Origin of the sequence: Dactylosporangium sp. NPDC050688, assembly GCF_040654515.1 — a bacterium.
Classification (GTDB): Bacteria; Actinomycetota; Actinomycetes; order Mycobacteriales; family Micromonosporaceae; genus Dactylosporangium.
Window position 1 is genome coordinate 25,386 of record NZ_JBFAIC010000065.1, and the last position, 20,308, is coordinate 45,693.

Here is a 20,308-nt window from a genome sequence, read left to right on the forward strand (position 1 = left end):
CGCAGACGTGCGGGGGCGGTCAGGTGCGGTGGACGGAGACGCTCGCGATCGGGCTGCTCGAGGTGGCGCCGGACGCGATCGTGGTGAGCGACGGCGACGGGGTGATCGTGTTCGCCAACGCCGCGGCGCGGGCGATGTTCGGCGACGACGAGCTCGTCGGCGCCTCCGTCGACGTGCTCGTGCCGCCGGTGAACCCGCCGATGGTGGAGCGGGTCCGCGCGTACCTGAGCGCCAGCCACCCCGACCGGCGGCAGGGGCAGCCGCTGCGTGCGATCCGCCGCGACGGGACCCTGTTCTCGGTCGAGATCACGCTGTCGGTCGTCGAGGGGCACCTCGTCGCCGTCCTGCACGACCTGAGCGCGCAGAGCGGGGTGGACCGGGCCCGGTCGCTGCTCGCCTCGATCGTGCAGTCCTCGCACGACGCGATCATCTCCACCGACCTCGACGGGATGGTGCTGTCCTGGAACCCGGGCGCCGAGCGCCTCTACGGCTACACCGCGGGGGAGATGCTCGGCCGGTCGAAGGACCTCATCATCCCGCCGTCGCGCCGCTCCGACGAGGCGGAGATCCGGGCGATCGTCGCGGCCGGTGGCCGGGTGGACCCGTACCGGACGGTCCGGCTGCGCGCCGACGGCACCGTCTTCACCGTGTCGATCCTGGTGTCGCCCCTCGCCGCGCCCGATGGCAGCACGATCGGGGTCACCACCACCACCCGCGACATCAGCGAGCGGGAGCGCGCCGAGGCGCAGATGCAGGCGGTCATCGACGCCGCGCCCGACGCGCTCATCGGGATCGACGAGACCGGCCGGGTCGCGCTGGTCAACACCCAGGCGGAGCGGCTGTTCGGCTACCCCCGCTACGACCTGCTGGACATGCCGGTGCGGCGGCTGCTGCCGGACGGCGCGCAGGCCGAGGGCTGGTCCGGCCCGGCGGCCCGGCACCGTGACGGCACCCTTGTCCCGGTCGACATCACCCACAGCGTCCTGCGCACCGACGAGGGCGTCATCGAGCTGGCCGGCATCCGCGACGTCACCGAACGCATCGCGGCCCGCGCCGAGCAGGAGCGGCTGCGCGCCGAGGCGCAGCGGCAGATGGACGAGGTCCGCCTGCAGCGCACCCAGCGCCTGGAGAGCCTCGGCCAGCTCGCCGGCGGGGTCGCGCACGACTTCAACAACCTGCTCGCCGTCATCCTCAACTACGCCGAGTTCATCGTGGAGGACGGCGCCGGCACCCCGTTCGAGGAGGACGCCAGGCAGATCCTGCGGGCCGGGCAGCGCGGCAGCGACCTCACCCACCAGCTGCTGGCCTTCGCCCGGCGGGAGGTGATCCGGCCGGTGCCGCTGGACGTCAACCGGGTCATCGCCGAGGTCGAGCAGATGCTGACCCGGTCCATCGGCGAGCACATCGAGCTGAACACGGCCCTCGCCGAGCGGCTGCCGTCGGTGGTCGCCGACCCGGGCCAGCTCGAGCAGGTCCTGGTCAACCTCGCCGTCAACGCCCGCGACGCGATGCCGGAGGGCGGCCGGCTCACCGTCGACACCGGCACCGTCACCGTCGACGAGGACCATCCGCTGACCCGTGACGGGTTCAAGCCCGGCCTGTACGTGCGGCTGCGCGTCTCCGACACCGGCACCGGCATGCCCCGCGACGTGCAGGACAAGGCGTTCGAGCCGTTCTTCACGACCAAGCCCAGCGGCGCGGGCACCGGCCTGGGCCTGGCCACCGTCTACGGCATCGTCGTGCAGGCGGGCGGCACCGTGAAGCTGTACTCCGAGCCCGGCCTCGGCACCACCATCACGATCCTGCTGCCCGCCTCCGACGCCGAGCCGCAGGCCGTGGCCGGCAGCACCGGCCCGGAGCCGGCGGCCGGCCGCGGCCAGACGGTGCTCGTCGCCGAGGACGAGGAGGCGCTGCGCGAGGTGACCACCCGCATCCTCGGCCGCGGCGGGTACACCGTGCTCGCTGCCTCCGACGGCGCCGACGCGCTGGAGGTCGCGGCCGCCCACGAGGGCCCGATCGACCTGCTGCTCAGCGACGTTGTCATGCCCGGGATGCTCGGCCGGGTGCTGGCCGAACGGCTCCGGCAGGCCCGGCCGGACACCAGGGTCCTGTTCATGTCCGGCTACGCCCAGCCGGTCCTGACCAGCAACGGCATCCTCGACCCGGGCGTCCACCTGGTCGAGAAGCCCTTCACCGGGGCCGACCTGCTCGCGGCGGTCGCTGAGCAGCTGACGCCGTGACGCCCGGGGCGGCGCTCAGCGGACGCCGCGAGCAGGCCGGCCCCGGCGTCAGCGGTCCAGCAGCCGGTCGATGACGTCGCCGGCCGGGTCGTCGCCGGCGTCCTGCGCCGTGGCCTCGATGCCGATCGCCCGGCTGCGCGCCTCGGCGATCGCCCGGGCGTCCCGGCCCCGGTCCAGCAGCGCCGCGTGGCCCGGCGTGAGGTGCAGCAGGACGCTGTCGTCGCTCCAGTCGGCGCTCACGGTCACCAGACCCTGGTCGTCGCCCGCCATGAACGCGGCGAGCCCGCGGAACACCGTGACCGCCCAGACCAGCGCCGGCAGCCGGAAGTCCGCGCGGGCGGCGACGCCGGCGGCGAGGGAGCCGGTGGCCTCGTCGTACCGCAGCGTCAGCTCGTCGTTGCGGGCCAGCTCCCGCAGCACCGTCGCGGCGTCGCCGTCGAGCCACCGGTCGGCCTCCGCGACGGCGGCGGGCAGCTCGCCGGGGTCCGCGCCGGGCAGACCGGCCCACTGCCCCGGGGTCCAGCCCGCCGCCCGCGCCGCCGGCGCGTGCAGGTACGCCCGCAGGCGCGGCAGCGTCACCGAGACCGCCGCGGTCACGGACACCGACTCCGACACGTCCACCTCCAGCCGTGGCAGCGTACAACCGGCCGGGCACGGCGATCGGGCGCCTGCCGGACCCGGCGCCGCCGGGGCGCTCGCCGCGCCGCGATGCCCGGGGCCCGGCTGCCCGCGGCGGGTCAGCGGGCGGTGAGGGCGGGTTCGCGGCCCGCCGCGCGCCGGGCGGTCCGGTCCTCCAGGCCGAAGCTCACCGCGGCCAGGGCCAGCCCGACCACGCCGAGCGCGACCCCGACCCAGGTGGGCGCCACGTACCCCCAGCCGCTCGCGATGACCAGGCCGCCGAGGGCGGCGCCGAGGCCGTTGGCGAGGTTCATCGCCGACTGGTTGACCGCGGCGCCCATGAGCTGGGCGGTGGGGGCGACGCCGATCAGGCGGGACTGCATGGCGGGGGCGAGGAACAGGCCGCTGGCGCCGATGAGGAACGCGCCGGCGAACAGGCCGACCGGGGTGCCGGACACCAGCGCGAAGACCACCATGGCCAGGATGAACCCGCCGAAGCCGCCGAGGATGCTGCGGCGCAGGTTGCGGTCGGAGAAGTAGCCGCCGGCGGCGTTGCCGACGGTCATGCCGAGGCCGACGGCGACGAGGACCCACGGCACGGCGCCGGTGGACAGGCCGGCGACGTGGGTGGTGACCGGGGCGATGTAGCTGTCGATGGCGAAGAACCCGGCGAAGCCGAGCGCCGCGACGGCCGCGACCAGCCAGACCTGCGGCGCGCGGAAGGCGGCCAGCTCGGCGCGCGGCGAGCCGTCGACGGCCGCGGCGACCGCCGGGACGGTGGCCGCGACGGCCAGGAGGGTGAGCCCGAACATGAGGGCGATCACCAGGTACGCGCTGCGCCAGCCCGCGGCCTGGCCGAGCCTGGTGATGGCCGGGACGCCGACGAGGTTGGCCGCGGTGAGGCCGCCGAGGACGACCGCGAAGCCCTTGGCGTGGTTGCCGGGGCCCATGATCGCGGCGGCGAGCAGGCCGGCGGCGCCGAAGTAGGCGCCGTGGGGCAGGGCCGCGACGAACCGGGCGACGAGGACCAGCTCGAACGTGGGCGCGAGCGCGGAGGCGACAGTGCCGGCGGCGAAGAGGGCGAGCAGGCCCACGACCAGCCGCTTGCGGGGCACCCGGGCGGTGAGCGCGGCGATCGTGGGGGCGCCGGCGACGACGCCGAGGGCGTACACCGTGATCATCCAGCCGCCGCGGGCGACGGCCCTGGCGCTGGACTGCTCGTAGAGCGACGGCAGCAGGTTGCGGGCGATGTCGGGGAGCAGCCCCATCGCGACGAACTCCGTGAGCCCGATGGCGAAGCCGCCCAGCGACAGGGCGAGCAGCGCCGTCCAGCGCCGGGACGCGGTGAGGTGGTCCATGCCGAGCAGTTTAGCAACGCTGTTGCGTAATAGAATTTGGGCATGGACACGCCCGGCGCCCACCTGGAGCACCTGCGGGACTACAACGAGTCCCTCGTCGTCGCGCTCGCCCGGACCAGGGCCGAGTTCGACCGGGCCGGGGTCGCCGAGGCGACCGGCCTCACGCCGCAGGCCGTGTCGAAGGTGCTCGGCCGCCTCACCGGGCAGGGCCTCGTCGAGATCTGCGGGGTGCGCCGGCAGGGCGTCGGCAAGCCGGCCAGCATCTACCGGCTCGTGCCCGGCAGCCGGCACGCGGTCGGGATCCACGCCGCCCGCCGGACGCTGCGCACCGTCCTGACCGACCTGGCCGGCACGGTGCTCGCCTCGACCGTCACACCGTTGCCGCCGGACTTCACCCCCGGCCAGCTGCTCGACGCGATCCGGCGGGACACGGACCGCACCGGCGGCGACCCCGTCGGCGTCGGCATCGGCATGGTCGGGCCGCTCGACCACGCCGCCGGCATCGTCCACGACGCGCACCGGCTGCGGCACTGGCACGACGTGCCGCTGCGGCAGCTCGCCCAGGAGGCGCTGGCGGTGCCCGTACACCTGGACAAGGACGTCACGGCCGGCGTGACGGCGGAGGCGTGGCGGCGCGGGCCCACGTTCCGTGACGGCGCCCTGATCATGGTCGAGTCGGGGATCGGCGCGGGGCTGTGGCTCGGCGGCGCGGCGTACCGTGGCGCCCACACCAACGCGGGCGAGTTCGGCCACACGGTCGTGCAGCTCGACGGCCCGCGCTGCGTCTGCGGGCGGTCGGGGTGCCTGGAGATCCTGCACGACACCGCCGTGGCGGCCGGTCGCCTCGGCACCGCCGCGGAGGTGCTCGCCACCGGCATCGTCAACCTCCTGCGGACCACCGACGTCAACCACGTCGTGCTCGCCGGCGCCGACCTGCTGCGCCATCCCGAGGTGTACGAGCACGCCACCCGCGCCGCGATCCCCCGCTCGCACTGGCAGGACGTGTCGGTCACGCTCGCCGAGCTCGGCGCCGACGTGATCGCCGCGGGCGCCGCCATGCAGGTCCTCGACGCCGCGTACGGCATCCCGTCGACGATGGGTGTCCGGGCATCGTTCTGAGGCTCGGTCCAGGACCGCGCCGTCGCACCCGTCCCGCGCGGTCGGCCGGGGCGCTACCGCCCGGCCGGCACCGGCAGCACCGGCGCGGCGGGCTCCGGCGGCGCGGCGGGTTTCGGCGGCGCGGCCGGGACCGCCGGGGTGCGGGTGCCGACGGCGACGGCGGCGAGGATCGCGGCGGCGCCGAGGAGCTGGCCGGGCGACAGGGACTGGCCCAGGGCGAGCCAGCCGAGCGCGGCGGCCACGACCGGGCTGAGCAGGCTGAGCAGGCTGACCCTGGCCGGGGCGAGCGCCGTCACCCCGCGGAACCACAGGAAGTACGCCCCGGCGGTGCCGACCAGCGACAGGTACCCGAACCCGGCGGCGTTCGTCCAGGTCAGCACCGGCGGCAGGCCCTCGACGGCGAGCATCACCGGGGCGAGGAGCAGGCCGCCGACGGTCAGCTGCCAGCCGGTCAGCGCCAGCAGGGCGGTGCGGCGGTCGGGCAGGCCGGGCGGCGTGCCCCAGCGGCGGCCCAGGACGGTGCCGAGCGACATCGACACCATGCCGGCGGCCGCGGCGGCGAGGCCGAGCGGGTCGAGGGCGGCGCCGGAGCGCAGCACCAGCAGGGCGACCCCGGCCAGGCCGGCCGTGCCGGCCGCCAGGACGCGGGCGCCGGGGCGCTGGCCGAGCAGCGCGAACGCCAGCGCCGCCACCACGAACGGGCCGAGCGCGCCGAGCACGGCCGCGATGCCGCCGGGCAGCCGGAACGCCGCGACGAACAGCAGCGCGAAGAACAGGCCGATGTTGAGGAAGCCGAGCACGGCCGCGCGCCACCACCAGACGCCCGAGGGCAGGGCGCGGCGGCCGGCGAGCGCGGCGACGACCCCGACCAGCAGCAGGCCGGCGGGCAGGGCGCGCAGCGTCCCGGCCAGCAGCGGGCGGCCGTCGGGCAGCAGCTCGGTGGTGACGAGGTACGTGGTGCCCCACAGGGCCGGTGCCGCGGCGGTGGCCAGCGCAAGGTTCCTCATGACTAAGTAGCTTAGCAGTAAGCTACTTAGATGCAAGATGTGAGAGGATGCGCTCATGGCGGACGACGTCGACAGGATCGTCGAGCAGTGGGGGCGTGAGCGGCCCGACCTGGAGACCGACGCGATGGCCGTGTTCGGCCGGGTGTACCGGCTGGCCCGCATCGTCGGCGACCGGCAGGAGCGGGTCTACGGCGCGCTGGGCATCAACCGGGGCGAGTTCGACGTGCTCGCGACGCTGCGCCGGGCGGGTGCGCCGTTCCAGCTGTCGCCCAAGGCGCTCGCCGCGTCGCTGATGCTCACCTCCGGCGGGATGACCGGCCGCCTCGACCGCCTCGAGCGGGCCGGGCTCGTGGCCCGCTCGCCCGACCCCGTCGACCGGCGCGGCCTGGTCGTCACGCTCACCGACGCCGGCCGCACCCTCATCGACGAGGCCGTCACCGTGGGCCTGGCCGCGCAGCGGGAGGTCCTCGAGCGGATCCCCGAGCCGCGCCGCCGCCAGCTCGCCGCCCTTTTGCGGGAGCTGCTGGCCGCCGCCGAGGAGGCCTGACCCCCGCCCGCCTGGGATCGGTGTCCACAGTGGACAAAATAAGTCGGGCCGTGGATGTTTGAACGGCCGCCGGGCGAGGCACCCAGTGAGGAGAAGCCCTTCGCCCCCGTACCGCCCTATCGACTGCGGAGGCAAGCGGCGCCACAGTCGGCGGGCCCTGGCTCACGAAGCCGGGGCCCGCTGTCGTGGGCACCGCCGCCGCTGACCGTCGCCGGCACCGACCGCGCGGTTGCCAGGCCAGGCGCACGACGCCGCGCTCACGTGCCTGGGGCGTCGGGGAGGCGGGACAGCAGGGCCTCGCCCCACGGGTACTCGGTGTCGCCGATGAGCGCGTCCGCGGTGGCGCGTTCGGCCACGGCGGCGGTGCCGTCGCCCTGGGTGTTGAGGACGGCGGCGACGCGCAGCCGGGCCTCGCCCTCGCGGACGCGGTCGCCGAGGCGGGCGTAGCGGTCGGCGGCCTCGCGGTACCGCTGCAGGGCCGTACCGAGGTCGGCGCGGCGTTCGGCGACGAGGCCGAGGCCGAGCAGCGCACCGCCGGCGGCGGCGCCGTTGCCGGCGCGTTCGGCGAGGGTGCGCATCTGCGTGAAGCCGCGCTCGGCGTCGTCCCAGCGGCCGTCGCTCTCGGCGGTCCAGGCGAGCTCCTGGTGGTAGTACGCCAGCAGGTGGTCGTCGCCGGCGCGGGTGGCGATGGCGGGGACCTCGGCGACGACCGCGTCGGACTCGGCCCGGCGGCCGGCGAACCGGTACGCCAGGCCCAGCACCAGGCGCACCCAGCCGGCCTGCGGCGACTGCGCCCCGTCCGGCAGCAGCTCGCGGGCGCGTTCCATCATCGGCACGCTGAACTCGTGGCGGCGGAAGTTGTTGTACAGGGTGCCCAGCGCGGTGCGTACCTCCACCTCCTCGTCGGCGCGGCCCAGCTCGACGAACAGGTCCAGCGCCCGCAGCAGCGCCGCCTCGGACCCGGTGAAGCGGTGCAGGTCCCGCAGCGCCTCGCCGCGCCGGCGCAGGGTCTGGGCGGTCTCCCACCGGTCGCCGGCCGCCTCGGCGAGGGCGAGGGCCTCGTCCGCCGGCGGCAGGGCCCGCTGGACCTCCCCGGCGATGGTCAGCGAGTGCGACACCCAGCGCAGCGCCCTGGCCCGCTCGACCCGGTCGGCGCCGGCGGCGTCCGCGGCGGCCGTCCACATCGCGACGCGGTCGAACGGGTCGGTGACGTCCTGGTGTACGGCGTCGACGAGCGCCAGCACGGCACCGTGGCGGCCCGTGGCGACGCCCTCGGCCAGCACCGCGGGCAACCCGGCGGCGTCGATCGCGGCGGGCCGGCCCAGCAGCCAGGCGAGCAGGCGCTGCGAGGTGTCCGCATGCTCGTGCGCGGTCAGCGTCTCGGTGGCGAACAGCCGCAGCAGGTCGTGCGGGTGGAAGCGGTCCGGGCCGGGCGACTCGACCAGGAACGCGTCGACGAGCCGGTCCATCGACTGCTGCGCCGCCGCCTCGTCGACGCCCGCGCGGGCGGCCGCGGCGGCGAGCGTGAAGACCTGCCCCGGGTGCGACCCGGCCCGGCGGAACACCATCCGGTCCACTTCGGACAGTTCGGCGTACGCGGCCTGGAACGTCGAGCGCACCGCCAGATCCCCCTGGCGCAGCTCGTCGAGGCGCCGATGCTCGCCGGCGAGCCGCTCCGCCAGCGCCGACGGCGTCCACTGCGGACGGGCCCGCAGCCGGCCGGCGACGATGAGCACGGCGAGCGGCAGCCCCGCGCAGGCGGCGACGAGCGCCCGCGCGCCGTCGGGGTCGCGGCGCACCGTGCCGGCCCCGGCGACGCGTTCGAGCAGTTCGACGGCGGCGTCCTCGGGCAGCGCCGCGAGGGGTACCGCGTGCGCGTTGGCGACCCCGGTCAGCTGCCGCCGGCTGGTGACGATCGTGGCGCACCGGGCCCCGCCCGGCAGCAGCGCGGCCACGTGCGCGGCGTCGCGGGCGTCGTCGAGCAGGACCAGCACGGCCCGGTCGGCCACGGCGGAGCGGAACCGTGCGGCGAGCTCCTCGGTGCCGCCGCGCCGCTCGTCCTCGGGCACGCCGAGCGCGGTCAGGAACCGGCCCAGCACCGCCTCGGGCGCGACCGGCTCCGCGGACGCGCCGCGCAGCGTCGCGAACAGCTGCCCGTCGGGGAACCGCGGCCGCAGCGCGTGGGCGGCGCCGAGCGCCAGCGACGTCTTGCCCGTGCCGGGGGCGGCGGCCAGGGTCACCACCGGGGACTCGCCGCTGAGCACCCGGACGATCTCGGCGACCTCGGCCTCCCGGCCGAACAGCGGGGTCGCCGCGGGCAGCTCCGCGGGCGCGGGGGCGGGGGCCGGCCCGGGCGGCGGCGGGCCGGGCTCGGGCCCGCGCACCGGCGGCGGCGCCGACTGCTGCCAGAACGCCAGCCCGGCACCGGCCAGGCCGAGGATCCCGACCGCGGGCCAGGCCAGCCACGACACCTCGTCCAGCGGGGCCGGCAGCGTGCCGCCGGTGGCGACATTGACGGCCACCGCCAGCAGGACGGAGAACAGGCCGGACACGACCGCCAGCAGTATCCCCGACCGACTCCACATGCAGCGATCTTCGCCGATCCTGCGCCGCGTCACCAACCCCGGGCGAGCGGCACGGACCCGGCGAGGCGGATCAGGTCGTCGGCGGTCAGCGCGGCGACCGCCGGGATCCTGCGGGCCGAGCGCTCGACGAAGGCCACGGAGCGCGCCGCGGTCCGGCCGTGCGACGTCACGGGCGCAGGAGGTGGGCGACGTCCAGGGCGCGGTCCGGGTCGCCGCCGGCGTCGGCGGTCCAGACCGAGGACAGGACCGCCTTGACGAAGCCCCAGGCGGCGAGGCGGTCGACCGGCTCGCCGAGCGCCGCGGACAGCTGCCGCAGGCGGGCCGGGACGAGGGCGGTCAGCGCCGGGTCGCGGTTGCCCGGGTCGGGGTTGAACAAGATGGAGCTGGCCTCGTAGCCGGGGTCGCCGACCAGGCCGTGCGGGTCGATGGCCAGCCACGGCTCGCGGGTGCCGCGCAGCACGTTGTCGTGGTGCAGGTCGCCGTGCAGGACCGCCTCGCGGTGCGCGGACGCGCACAGGTGGCGCATGACCGCGGCGGCCGCGGCGACCAGGTCGGCCGGGACCGCGCCGCGGTGCCGGTCCAGAGCCCCGACCTGGGACAGGACGGTGGGCAGGCCCGGCACCGGCGGCACGTGCAGCCGGCGCATCAGGCCGGCGAGGACCGCCGTGGCCGCGGCGTCGCCGGCCGCGTCGCCGGTGAGGACGAGGTCGCGCAGCCGGTCGCCGGGGGAGACCTGCTCCAGCAGCAGGGCGCCGCGGGCCGGGTCGGCGCGCAGCAGCCGGGCGGCGCCGTGGCCGTCGAACGCGGCGAGGGCGGCCGCCTCGGCCGACAGCTCGAAGCCGGCCTTGAGCACCGCCGGGGTGCCGTCGGCGCGGCGGACCGCGGCGACGTAGTGGTACGTCAGGTCGTACGGCTCGCCGAGCGTGAGGTCCCAGTCGGCGGCCAGGCCGGCGAGCAGGCCGGGCAGGTCCGCGAGCCAGCGCTCGCCGGCGGCGCCCCACGTGCCGGCCACGTTGCGCCGCAGGGTGGTCAGGATGCGAACCACGCCCGCAGCTGCGCGGCGGCCTGGGCAAGGGCAACGCGGCTCTCGTCGACGATGCCGGCCATGGCGAAGAAGCCGTGGGACATGCCGTCGTAGCGGGCGAGGGTGACGGGGACGGCGTCGTCGGCGAGGCGCTTGGCGTAACGCTCGCCCTGGTCGCGCAGCGGGTCGTACTCGGCGGTGATGACCAGCGCCGGGGGCAGACCCTTGAGCGACTCGGCGCGCAGCGGCGAGGCGAGGGGGTTCTCGGCGTCGTCGGGGTCGATCAGGTAGTGCTTGCGGTACCACGCGACGGAGTGGTGGTTGAACAGGTACGGGTCGTCGTTGGTGCGCATCGAATCGTCGTCGGCGAGCTGGTCGGTGTTCGGGTACACGAGGAGCTGCCCGACGAGCGTGAGGTCGCCGGCCTCCTGGGCGATGAGGGTGGTCGCGGCGGCCAGGTTGCCGCCGGCGCTGTCGCCACCGACCGCGATGCGGTCCGGGTCGGCGCCGAGCTCGGCGGCGTGGTCGGCGACCCAGCGCACCGCGGCGTAGCAGTCCTCGATCGAGGCGGGGAACGGGTGCTCGGGCGCCAGCCGGTAGCCGGGCACGACGACGAGGCAGCCGGCGCTGTTGGCGAGGGTGCGGCAGATGCCGTCGGCGGTGTCGATGGTACCCAGCACCCAGCCGCCGCCGAAGAAGTAGACCAGCACCGGCAGCGGCCGGTCACCGGACGGCCGGTAGACGCGCACCTGCAGCTCGCCGCCGGGCCCGTCGATCCAGTGGTCGGTGACCTCGTGGACCGGCTCCGGGGTGCCGCCGCCGGCCTTGATGGCGGCCAGGTCGGCCTCGCGGGCCGCCTCGAGGGTCATCGAGTACAGCGGGGTGGCCCCGTCGCGCTCGCGCTGGTCGCGCATCGCCTGCAGCTGCGGGTCGAGTGGCATCGTCAGGCTCCCTGGATCTCTCGGGACAGGCGGCGGATCAGCTCCGCCGCGGCGATGGCGTGGCTGCGACCGTTGCCGTGCAGCCCGTCGGCGCCGGTGAGGACGTCACCGGTGGCGATGGCGGGGTGCGTGGCGAGGTCGACGTGGACGGTGCCGAGGGCCTCGGCGAGGGCGGTGGTGCGGCGGCCGAGCAGGGTCATCCGGCGGGAGAACGCCGGGCCGAGCCAGTCCGGCATCTGCGGGTACCGCGGCATGACGAACAGCGACACGGTGACCACGGTGGCGCCGGCGTCCTGCAGCGGGCGGATCAGCGCGGTGAGCGTCGCGTCGACGGCGTCGGCGCGGGCCTCGTAGCCGGGGCGCATCGCGTCGTTGGCGCCGCAGACGACCAGCGCGAGGTCGGGCCGGAAGTCCAGCGCCGGGCCGAGCTGGGTGGCGAGGACCTCGGCGGCACGCAGGTTGCGCCGGCCGAGGTTGCGGTGCGTGAGCGCGGGCCGGTGCCGTGCCAGCTCCACCCGCACCCGGTCGGGGAACGCCAGGGGGTGGTAGCCGTCGACCGGATCGGTGAGGCCCTCGGCGACGCTGTCGCCGAGGATCGCGAAGCGGTGCCAGGGGTGGTCCCGCAGGAGGCGCTCGGCCTCGCCGTCGCCGAGACAGAACGGGTCGGACATCTCGGCGGTCAGCATGCTATCGATGGGCATATAAGCCTTTCGGCTCATGTCATGTCGTTGCGTGGTCCCGATAGGCTACCGCCTATGGAGCGCCGGTGACACGATCTCAGACCGGGCCGGTCCTGACCGCCTCCGACTATCAACGGCTCGCCCGCGAGCTCGTCGATCCGGACGTGTGGGACTTCATCGAGGGCGGTGCCGAGACCGAGCGCACCCTGCGGGCCAACCTTGCCGCGTTCGACCGGTTCCGGCTGCGGCCGCGGGTGCTGACCGACGTGTCCGCCGTCGACACCGCCGTGTCGGTGTTCGGCACGCGGTACCGCACACCGATCGGCGTCTCGCCCACCGCGTACCACCGCCTGGTGGACGACGAGGGTGAGGTCGCCACGGCGCGGGGGGCGGGCGCGGCCGGCGCGCTGTTCGTGGTGAGCGTGTTCGCCAGCCGCACCCTCGAGGACATCGCCGGGGCGGCCGGCAGCGGGCTGTGGCTGCACCTGTACTGGTTCCGCCGCCGCGAGGTGATGGCGGGGCTGGTCGACCGGGCCGCCGCCGCGGGGTTCGGCGCGCTGGTGCTCACCGTCGACGCGCCCGTCATCGGCCGGCGCTGGCGGGACATGCGCAACGGGTTCGCGATCGGCGGTGACGTCGCCGCGGTCAACATCGACGCGGCGGTCATGGCGCTGACCCACCACAGCGACGAGGGCCGCTCGGCGATCGCCGAGCACGCCGCCCAGTCCTTCGACGCCGCCGTCACCTGGGCGGACCTGGCCTGGCTGCGGGAGCGCACCAGCCTGCCGATCGTGCTCAAGGGCATCCTGACCGCCGAGGACGCGGCCCTAGCCGTGGAGCACGGCGTCGACGGGATCATCGTGTCCAACCACGGCGGCCGCCAGCTCGACGGGGCCGTCGCCAGCCTCGACGCGCTGCCGGAGGTCGTCGACGCCGCCGGCGCCGCGCTGCCGGTGCTGTTCGACGGCGGGGTCCGCCGCGGCACGGACGCCCTCACCGCGCTCGCCCTCGGCGCGCGGATGGTGCTGCTGGGCCGCCCGCCGCTGTGGGGGCTCGCCGCCGGCGGCGCCGACGGGGTCGAGGGCCTGCTGCGCACGACGACCGAGGAGCTGGCGCACGCGATGGCGCTCGCCGGCCGCCCGAGCCTGGCCGGCCTGGACCGGTCGGTGGTGCGGGCCCGACCAGGAGACGAGCGGTGATGGTGGAGCTGCACAGGGAAGCGTTGCACGTGTCGGTCATCGACCCGGTGTCCGCGTCGATGAACTTCCTCAACGAGGTCGCCGGCCGGTTCCCCGACGCGATCTCGCTCGCCGCGGGGCGGCCGTTCGACGAGTTCCACACGGTCGCCGACATCGACAAGCACCTGCAGGCGTACCTGACGCACCTGCGGGAGCGGGGGCTGAGCGACGCGCAGAGCCGGCCACTGCTGACCCAGTACGGGCGGACCAACGGCCACATCGGCGGGCTCATCGCCCGGATGCTCGACGTCGACGAGGACATCCGCGTCCCGGACGAGGCGGTCATGGTGACCGCCGGCTGCCAGGAGGCGATGGTGATCGCCCTGCGCGGCCTGTGCGCGGGCCCGGGCGACGTGGTGCTCGCCGCCGAGCCGTGCTACGTCGGTTTCACCGGCGCGGCCCGGATCCTCGGCATCGAGGTGGTGCCGGTGCCCGAGGCGCCGGACGGGCTGCGCCCCGAGACCGTCGCCGCGGTGGCCGCCGAGGTCAGGGCCGGCGGGCGCACCCCGAAGGCGCTGTACCTGGTGCCGAACTTCGCCAACCCGTCGGGGGTGTCGCTGCCGGTGCCGACCCGCCGCGCGCTGCTGGACGTGGCGGAGGAGGCGGACCTGCTGATCCTGGAGGACGACCCGTACGGGCTGTTCGGCCTCGACGACGAGCCGCGCCCGACGCTGAAGTCCCTGGACACCCAGCAGCGCGTCATCTACCTCGGGTCGTTCGCCAAGTCCTACTTCCCGGGGGTGCGGGTCGGGTTCCTGGTCGCGGACCAGCCGGTCGTGGACGCCGCGGGCCGGCGCACGCTGCTGGCCGAGGAGCTGTCGACGGTGAAGAGCATGCTCACCGTCAACACCTCCGCGCTGTCCCAGGCGGTCGTCGGCGGGATGCTGCTGGACAGCGGGTTCAGCCTCCGCGGCGCCAACCAGGCGAAGATCCGCTTCTACCGGCGCAACCTGCAGACGCTGCTGGGTGCCCTGGAGCGGCACTTCGCCGGGACCGCGGTGCGGTGGAACAGCCCCAGCGGCGGGTTCTTCGTGGTGGTGGACGTGCCGGTCGACGCCTCCGAGGAGCTGCTGGAGGTCTCCGCCCGGGAGCACGGGGTGCTGTGGACGCCGATGCGGTTCTTCTACCACGGCGGCGGCGGCAGCCACGCGATCCGGCTGTCGTGCAGCGCCCTGGAGCCGGCGCAGATCGAGGAGGGTGTGCGCCGCTTCGCGGGTCTCATCGACGCCGCCTCCTGAGCGTGGACCTCGTTGAAGTGTGGCTCGCCGACGCGCGGGTCCCCGACGACGCGCTGCCGGCGATGGCCGCCCTGCTCGACGACGACGAGCGGCGCCGGCACGCCACCATCGTGCACCCGATCGACCGGCGCCGGTTCGTGGTGGCGCACGCGGTCACCCGGGGCCTGGTGGGCGCGGTCCTGGACGCCCCGCCGGACGCGCTGCGGTGGGCGCACAACGCCAACGGCAAGCCGTCGCTGACCGGGCCGTACACCGGCGTCGAGGTCAACCTGTCGCACTCCGGCGACCTGGTCATGGTGGCCGTGTCCGCCCGCCGCCCCGTCGGCGTCGACCTGCAGCGGGTCATGCCGGGCCTGGACTGCGCGGCGATGGCCCGCCGCTTCTACCCGCCCGGCGAGGCGGCCCTGGTCACCGGCGACGGCGGCCACGAGCGCTTCGCGGCGCTGTGGGCCCGCAAGGAGTCCCTGGTGAAGGCCGCCGGCGCCCGCCTCACCCGCGGCCTGGCGACGCCGGTGGCCGGTCCGGCACCGGTGGTGGTGCAGCACGACGGGCCGTTCCGGATCGACGACCTCGTGGCGCCGGACGGGTTCCGGGCCGCGGTCGCGCTGGCCGGCGAGGAGCCGTTCACCGTCACCCAGCACGACCTGGGACGTCAGCCGAAGACGGCCACGCAGAGGTAGCGCAGGGCGGGGTCGTGGTCGGCGACGGCGATCCGGCCGGCGGTGGCCAGGTCGAGGCCGGCGAGGGACGCCCAGACGCCGGTCATCGGCTGCGCGGGGTCGGCCAGGACGACCCGGTCGGCCTTCGCGTCGTCGGCGAACGCGGCGAGCCCGCCGCCGAGCACGACGGTGGCGGCGTCGAGCCCGTCGAGAGCATCCAGGGTGGCATCCAGGGTGGCGTCCGCGTCGGGGGTCACGATGACCGAGGTCAGCGCGGCGGCGGCGGAGGCGTCCAGGTGCAGCGCGACGCCCGCGTGAGCGGCCGGCAGGGTCACCGGCACGCCCGGGTCGTAGGGCAGGTCGGCCTGCTCGACGGCGATGAGCAGCGCCCGCGGGTGGGTGGCCGCGTACGTGCGCATCAGCGACAGGGCCGTGAACGCGGCGGCGCGGCCCTGGTCGGACACGGCGAAGGACATCGGCTCGCCGGGGCACACGTGGGTCAGATACGTGCTGACCGCCCGCCCGGGGGAGATGTCCGGCACGTCGTAGGCGAGCACCAGCAGGTCGACCGGTGAGGACGGCAGGAGCTCCACGGCCATCTCCCCGTAGGACTGCCCCCGCACCGGGTCGAGCGCGCCGGGGGCCAGGGCGAGCCCGTGCGGCGTGAGCAGGTCCGTGAGGTACGTCGACAGGCGGGCGGCGTGCCCGGTGTCGGCGGCGAGGGCGGCCGGGTCGGGGTACCGGCGCGACACTGCGCGCCGGAGTCCCCAGCGGTCTTCGACGGGCATGCTCACTCTTCCGGCAGCAGGTTTCCGGCGACGTAGTCGGCGAGGCTGCCGACCGTCTCGAAGTTGTCGCGGCCCATGTCCTCGACGCTGATCTCGCGCTCCAGCTTGTCCTCCAGCTCGAGGACCAGCTCCAGGCCGGTGGTGGAGCTCATGCCGAGGTCGTCCATGAGCGTGGTGGACTCCGAGGCGCCGGAGACCTCCCGCTTCAGCACGCGCGGCAGCAGCTCGCAGATCGTGTCGACGACCTGCTGGCGCAGCTCCGGGTCGATCGTGGTGGTGGTGTCGCTCATGTGGGGGCTCCTTCAGGACATCTCAGTGCTCGAAGACCATGGCGGAGAACGTCGCGCCGCGGCCGGCGCCCGCGGCGGCGATGACGTAGCGGTCTCCGGGCCGCAGCAGGGCGCGTTCGACGGCGGTGCGGTGGTTGAGGAACGCGTCGGCGCAGAAGACGTGGCCGTAGTCGGCGACGTGGTCGAGCAGGACACGGTCCAGGGGATAGCCGATCCGCTTGCAGACGCGTTGCCAGGCGACCACGTTCACATTGTGCGGCAGGATCAGGGCGATGTCGTCCAGGCTCAGCCCGGCCCGCGCGACGGCGGTGGTGACGGCCTCGCCGAGGGCGTCGTGGTAGACGCGCTGGAACTCCCCGGCGACCTCCTCCAGCTCGCCGTCGAACTCACCGCGCAGCCGGGCCACGTAGCTGAGCTGCCGGTCGCTGGGGCCGGTCGCGGCGACGAGGCAGGCGGCGGCGCCCTCGCCGAACATGGACGTCTCCGGCACGAAGCGGGCCTCGCCGGTGAACGCCTTCTCCCCGGTGAGGACCAGGGCGAGCGCGTCGGGCGGCGCGGTGGCCAGCAGCCGGCCGGCGAGGTCCAGGGCGAGCAGCCCGGAGGCGCAGGCGTGGTGCCCGACGGCGAACGCCTGCGCGTGCTGCAGCCCGAAGGACCGGCACACCTCGTGCAGCGGGTTGTGCGGGTACGGCACGACGCCCGGGAACGTGCGCGCGTACAGCACGTACCGGACCCGCTCGGTCTGCGCGGTGGTGAGCCGCAGGTCGGCGAGGGCGAGGCGGAGCAGCTCGGTGAGGGAGGTGCCCGGGGCCTGCGCGGCGGAGCCGAGCTTGTGGTAGCGCCGGAAAACCCGCAGCTGCATCGGGGTCAGGTCGAACTCGTCCGCGAGGGACTCGATCGGGACACGGCCCGGTGGCACGTGGGTGCCGACGGCGACGAGTGCGGTCACGGAGTCCTCGTTTCCGAAGCGGTTTCCAGTGCGGTGAGCGCCTCGTGGACGGCGATCGTCTCGACCAGCCGGGCGAGGGCCTCGACGCGGGCCGGTGGGGTCCGCCACGCGTCGGTGAACCAGGTCAGCAGGAACCGGCCGGGTTCGTCGTCCACGTCGACGTTCAGCGGGTCGTAGGGGTCGTCCTGGGCGGCGGTCCAGCGGAACTCGCCGGGCGCGGCCGCGCGGACCTGCTCGGCGGTCGGCTTGTCGCCGGGGAACATCTGCCGGCTGACGGTGCGCCGGTCGTTGATCCAGATCCCGGCGTCCAGGTCGAGGTCGAGCTCGCCGGCCAGGGCGGCGGCGCGCTCGCCGACCGCGGCCGGGTCGTGGTAGGCCCACTTGTAGGCGAGCATCGCCGCGATCCCGGTGCGGCGCATCGCCTCGTCGAACGGCAGGCCGGCGACGTCGGCGACGCAGATGCTGTGCTGCGCGACCATCGCCACGACGTCGCCGAGGCCGCGGCGGAACCGGTTGTCCACCATGGGCCGGATGACGGCGGGCCGCCCGTCGCCGGCCTGGCGGGTGAGGGCGATCGCCAGGAAGGTCATCAGCACCTGCGACGTGTCGATGTCGGCGACGACCGACACGGCGTGGGTGGCGTGGTACAGGGCCGCGGAGTGGAACTCGCCGCGGTGGTGGCGGGGCCCGTCGCGCGGGGTGAGCGGGCGCTTCGGCGGCAGCTGCCGCAGCATCCTGTCCCAGTGCCGCAGGGCCTTCTCCCGCTGCTGCTGACCGGCGGGGGAGGCCTGCCACCGGACCTGTTCGAGGGGCTGCATCCCGGTGGTCGGCCCGGCCTCGGCACGGGCGGCGACCTCGCGGAGCATGAGCCGGCCGCCGACGCCGTCGGTGACGAGGTGGCAGGTGACCGTGGACAGGAACGCCGGTCGGCCGCCGACCCGCACGACGCCCATGCGGATCGGCCATTCGGCGACGAAGTCGTAGTCCAGGGCCCGGTAGTGGGCGTCGACGGCGGCGGTGTACGCCTCGGGGTCGGTGCCCTCGGGCACGTCGAACACGTCCAGGCCGATGGTGCCCCAGGCGGCGACCGCCTGCAGCGGGGCGCCGCCGGCGGCGAAGCGCAGCCGGGTGCGGAACGTCGGGTACCGCCGCATCGCCCACTGCAGGTCGGCCACCACGTCCTGGAGGGTGGTCCCGGCCGCGAGCGGTGCCCAGCCGCCGATCGGCAGCCAGGAACGCTGGCGGACCATGGTCTGCCAGATTCCCAGCTGCCCCCAGGACAGCGGGCCGGTGCCGGCGCCATCGCCGGAGAACCGGACCGGGATCCGCGTCGTGGCGCGGATCCCGGTGGTGTCGGCGGGTGCCGGCAGGTACGTGTCAGGCATTTGCCATCTCGGCGAGGTGCCGCTGCCGCATGAGGAACTTGCGGACCTTGCCGGTGGGGCCGGTGACGATGTTCTCGTCGGGGAACACGACGACCTTGCGCAGGGTCGCCGCGGCGGCCGGGGTCAGCGCGGCGCGGACCGCCTCGGTGTGGTCGGCGTCCGGGTCGGCGCTCTCGTGCAGCGACAGCAGCACGTCGGACACCACGCCGGTGTCGGTCTTCACCGACACGATGGTGCAGTCGCGCACGTCGGGTACGGCCCGCAGGATCTGCTCCTCCGACATGGCGGTGTAGAGCCAGTTGCCGCCGCCGAGGTCGACGGAGTCGACGGCCCGGTCGACGTGGTAGTAGTAGCCCTCCTCGTCGCGGAACATCAGGTCGCCGGTGAGGTAGTAGCCGTTGAGGCGGTTGCGGTACGTGTTGACGTGGTCGTTCCAGTACCCGGGCGCGAGCGTGGGCGACTTGAGGCCGAAGTGGCCGACCTGCCCGACCGGTACCTCCTCGCCGGTCTCGGTGTCCAGCAGCGCGACGTCGGCGAAGACGTGCGGCACGCCGACGCACCGGCCGTAGCGCTCGGTGTCGGGGCGGTGGGTGATGTGGAAGGCGGAGTGGCCCATCTCGGTGGAGCCGAGCCCGTCGACGAAGCTGGATCCCTTGACCCGCTTGACAGCTGCGCCTGCTGAAGACCCGGCCTGACGGGTGACGACGTTGCGGCTGCCGACGTTGACGAGGTTGCGGATGTGCGGCTCGTGCGCGCAGTCGCCGGTGTTGAACCACAGCGCGACGGAGTCCATGTCGTGCTGCTCCAGGTCGAAGCGGGCCAGCTCCGACCAGGTGACGGCGAAGCCGAACACGCCGGTCGGCTTCCACTGCTCGATGGCGTCCAGCACCGCGCCGCCGTCGTCCTGCCGCGACAGGAACAGCAGCTCGGAGCGGTTGCTCAGGGCGTGGTTGATGGTCATGATGCCGGCCGCGTGCGGGGCCGGCAGGGCACTGAGGATCCGCTCGGTGCCCTGGGCCCGCGGGCCGCTCAGCCGGATCTTGCGGGTGGCGTGGAACAGGCTGGCGTGCGAGTGCACGACGGCGGTCGGCATGCGGGTGGTGCCGGAGGAGTGGGTGATGGCGATCGGGTCGTCGGCGTGCAGCTTGAACGGCGCCGGGGCCAGCGCCGGGTCGCCGGTGCCGGTGTCGGCGGCGTCCAGCACGGGGATGCCGACGTCCTGCCCGGCGAGCCGTTCGATGTGCGCGGCGTCGGTGATGAGCGCGGTCGCACGCAGCTTGCCGATGTACTGGGCGGCGATGTCGCCGGGGATGTTCGGGTTCATCAGCGCCGGGATCGCGCCGAGCCAGACCAGACCCATCCAGTTGAGGAAGCAGTCCGCGGAGCTGGTCACGTAGATGGCGACCGGGTCGCGGCGGGTGATGCCGTACGCGTGCAGCCACGCCGCCCGGGCCGCGGCCCGCTCGCGCAGCTCGCCGAGGGTGAGGCCCTGCCAGGCGGGGAAGCCGTCGACGGCGACGTCGAAGGCGATGCCCGGCCCGGACAGGTCCGCGCCGTGCTCGATGAGCTTGTGCAGGACGTTGCCCGCACCGACGTCGGGGTCGGCGGCGAGCGCCGCCCGGATGCTCGTGGACGCCATGGG

General features: G+C 75.1%; 19 protein-coding genes. 6 read left to right on the plus strand and 13 right to left on the minus strand.

All coding sequences use genetic code 11. The annotated features are described in order from the left end of the window. Positions 1-23: 23 nt before the first annotated feature. Positions 24-2,240 (plus strand): PAS domain S-box protein, encoded by a 2,217-nt coding sequence (locus AB0H83_RS40910; RefSeq protein WP_360105458.1) that lies wholly within the window; start codon positions 24-26, stop codon positions 2,238-2,240. A 48-nt stretch (positions 2,241-2,288) separates the two neighbouring features. Here the strand turns inward: AB0H83_RS40910 and AB0H83_RS40915 are convergent, their stop codons facing one another. Both AB0H83_RS40915 and AB0H83_RS40920 read right to left on the minus strand, forming a co-directional pair. Beyond that, positions 2,289-2,861, minus strand: coding sequence for a hypothetical protein (locus AB0H83_RS40915; protein WP_360105461.1), 573 nt, complete (start codon positions 2,859-2,861; stop codon positions 2,289-2,291). Between the two features lie 116 nt (positions 2,862-2,977). Further along, the gene (locus tag AB0H83_RS40920) at positions 2,978-4,216 is read right to left on the minus strand and encodes an MFS transporter (RefSeq protein ID WP_360105464.1); all 1,239 of its coding nucleotides are present in this window, start codon (positions 4,214-4,216) and stop codon (positions 2,978-2,980) included. 42 nt (positions 4,217-4,258) lie between these two features. On the opposite strand from AB0H83_RS40920, the gene AB0H83_RS40925 reads away from it, so the two are divergent. Next, positions 4,259-5,335: an ROK family transcriptional regulator gene (locus tag AB0H83_RS40925; protein WP_360105467.1), complete on the plus strand. Its 1,077-nt coding sequence runs from the start codon at positions 4,259-4,261 to the stop codon at positions 5,333-5,335. Positions 5,336-5,388: 53 nt separating this feature from the next. On the opposite strand, the gene AB0H83_RS40930 is transcribed toward AB0H83_RS40925, so the two are convergent. Continuing rightward, entirely contained in the window at positions 5,389-6,342 is a 954-nt protein-coding gene (locus tag AB0H83_RS40930; RefSeq protein WP_360105470.1) for an EamA family transporter, read from the minus strand. A 55-nt stretch (positions 6,343-6,397) separates the two neighbouring features. Between AB0H83_RS40930 and AB0H83_RS40935 the strand changes: the two genes are divergently transcribed. After that, the gene (locus AB0H83_RS40935) at positions 6,398-6,889 is read left to right on the plus strand and encodes a MarR family transcriptional regulator (RefSeq protein ID WP_360105473.1); all 492 of its coding nucleotides are present in this window, start codon (positions 6,398-6,400) and stop codon (positions 6,887-6,889) included. A gap of 257 nt (positions 6,890-7,146) precedes the next feature. Here AB0H83_RS40935 and AB0H83_RS40940 read toward each other — a convergent pair whose 3' ends face one another. The 5 genes from AB0H83_RS40940 to AB0H83_RS40960 are packed head-to-tail and all read right to left on the minus strand — an operon-like array spanning position 7,147 to position 12,125. Next, entirely contained in the window at positions 7,147-9,474 is a 2,328-nt protein-coding gene (locus tag AB0H83_RS40940) for an NB-ARC domain-containing protein (protein ID WP_360105476.1), read from the minus strand. Between the two features lie 29 nt (positions 9,475-9,503). Further along, complete coding sequence (locus tag AB0H83_RS40945; protein ID WP_360105479.1) at positions 9,504-9,644, minus strand: hypothetical protein; 141 nt, start codon at positions 9,642-9,644, stop codon at positions 9,504-9,506. Continuing rightward, positions 9,641-10,519, minus strand: a complete 879-nt coding sequence (locus AB0H83_RS40950) for an aminoglycoside phosphotransferase family protein (protein ID WP_360105482.1) — start codon at positions 10,517-10,519, stop codon at positions 9,641-9,643. Before AB0H83_RS40950 ends, AB0H83_RS40945 begins: the two co-directional genes overlap by 4 nt. After that, entirely contained in the window at positions 10,504-11,439 is a 936-nt protein-coding gene (locus AB0H83_RS40955) for an alpha/beta hydrolase (protein ID WP_360105485.1), read from the minus strand. The genes AB0H83_RS40950 and AB0H83_RS40955 overlap by 16 nt, the downstream gene beginning before the upstream one ends. Positions 11,440-11,441: 2 nt before the next feature. Then, positions 11,442-12,125 carry an SGNH/GDSL hydrolase family protein gene (locus AB0H83_RS40960; RefSeq protein ID WP_360105488.1) on the minus strand — a complete coding sequence of 228 codons (684 nt, stop codon included), beginning with the start codon at positions 12,123-12,125 and terminating at the stop codon, positions 11,442-11,444. 80 nt (positions 12,126-12,205) lie between these two features. Here AB0H83_RS40960 and AB0H83_RS40965 point away from each other — a divergent pair, with 80 nt between their 5' ends. The 3 genes from AB0H83_RS40965 to AB0H83_RS40975 are packed head-to-tail and all read left to right on the plus strand — an operon-like array spanning position 12,206 to position 15,275. After that, on the plus strand, positions 12,206-13,318 hold the full coding sequence (locus AB0H83_RS40965; RefSeq protein ID WP_360105491.1) for an alpha-hydroxy acid oxidase: 1,113 nt from the start codon (positions 12,206-12,208) through the stop codon (positions 13,316-13,318). Beyond that, on the plus strand, positions 13,318-14,595 hold the full coding sequence (locus AB0H83_RS40970; protein WP_360105494.1) for a PLP-dependent aminotransferase family protein: 1,278 nt from the start codon (positions 13,318-13,320) through the stop codon (positions 14,593-14,595). The genes AB0H83_RS40965 and AB0H83_RS40970 overlap by 1 nt, the downstream gene beginning before the upstream one ends. Before the next feature lie 2 nt (positions 14,596-14,597). Next, the gene (locus AB0H83_RS40975; RefSeq protein ID WP_360105497.1) at positions 14,598-15,275 is read left to right on the plus strand and encodes a 4'-phosphopantetheinyl transferase superfamily protein; all 678 of its coding nucleotides are present in this window, start codon (positions 14,598-14,600) and stop codon (positions 15,273-15,275) included. Here AB0H83_RS40975 and AB0H83_RS40980 read toward each other — a convergent pair. Genes AB0H83_RS40980 through AB0H83_RS41000 form a run of 5 tightly spaced genes read right to left on the minus strand, consistent with a single transcriptional unit; the run spans position 15,248 to position 20,305 of the window. After that, positions 15,248-16,042: a 2-hydroxy-acid oxidase gene (locus AB0H83_RS40980; RefSeq protein WP_360105500.1), complete on the minus strand. Its 795-nt coding sequence runs from the start codon at positions 16,040-16,042 to the stop codon at positions 15,248-15,250. The two genes, AB0H83_RS40975 and AB0H83_RS40980, sit on opposite strands and share 28 nt — an antisense overlap. Positions 16,043-16,044: 2 nt before the next feature. After that, entirely contained in the window at positions 16,045-16,332 is a 288-nt protein-coding gene (locus tag AB0H83_RS40985) for an acyl carrier protein (protein ID WP_360105503.1), read from the minus strand. A 22-nt stretch (positions 16,333-16,354) separates the two neighbouring features. Beyond that, complete coding sequence (locus AB0H83_RS40990) at positions 16,355-17,281, minus strand: 3-oxoacyl-[acyl-carrier-protein] synthase III C-terminal domain-containing protein (RefSeq protein ID WP_360105506.1); 927 nt, start codon at positions 17,279-17,281, stop codon at positions 16,355-16,357. Beyond that, positions 17,278-18,666, minus strand: a complete 1,389-nt coding sequence (locus AB0H83_RS40995) for a condensation domain-containing protein (RefSeq protein WP_360105509.1) — start codon at positions 18,664-18,666, stop codon at positions 17,278-17,280. Before AB0H83_RS40995 ends, AB0H83_RS40990 begins: the two co-directional genes overlap by 4 nt. Next, complete coding sequence (locus AB0H83_RS41000) at positions 18,659-20,305, minus strand: class I adenylate-forming enzyme family protein (protein WP_360105512.1); 1,647 nt, start codon at positions 20,303-20,305, stop codon at positions 18,659-18,661. Before AB0H83_RS41000 ends, AB0H83_RS40995 begins: the two co-directional genes overlap by 8 nt. Positions 20,306-20,308: the final 3 nt, after the last annotated feature.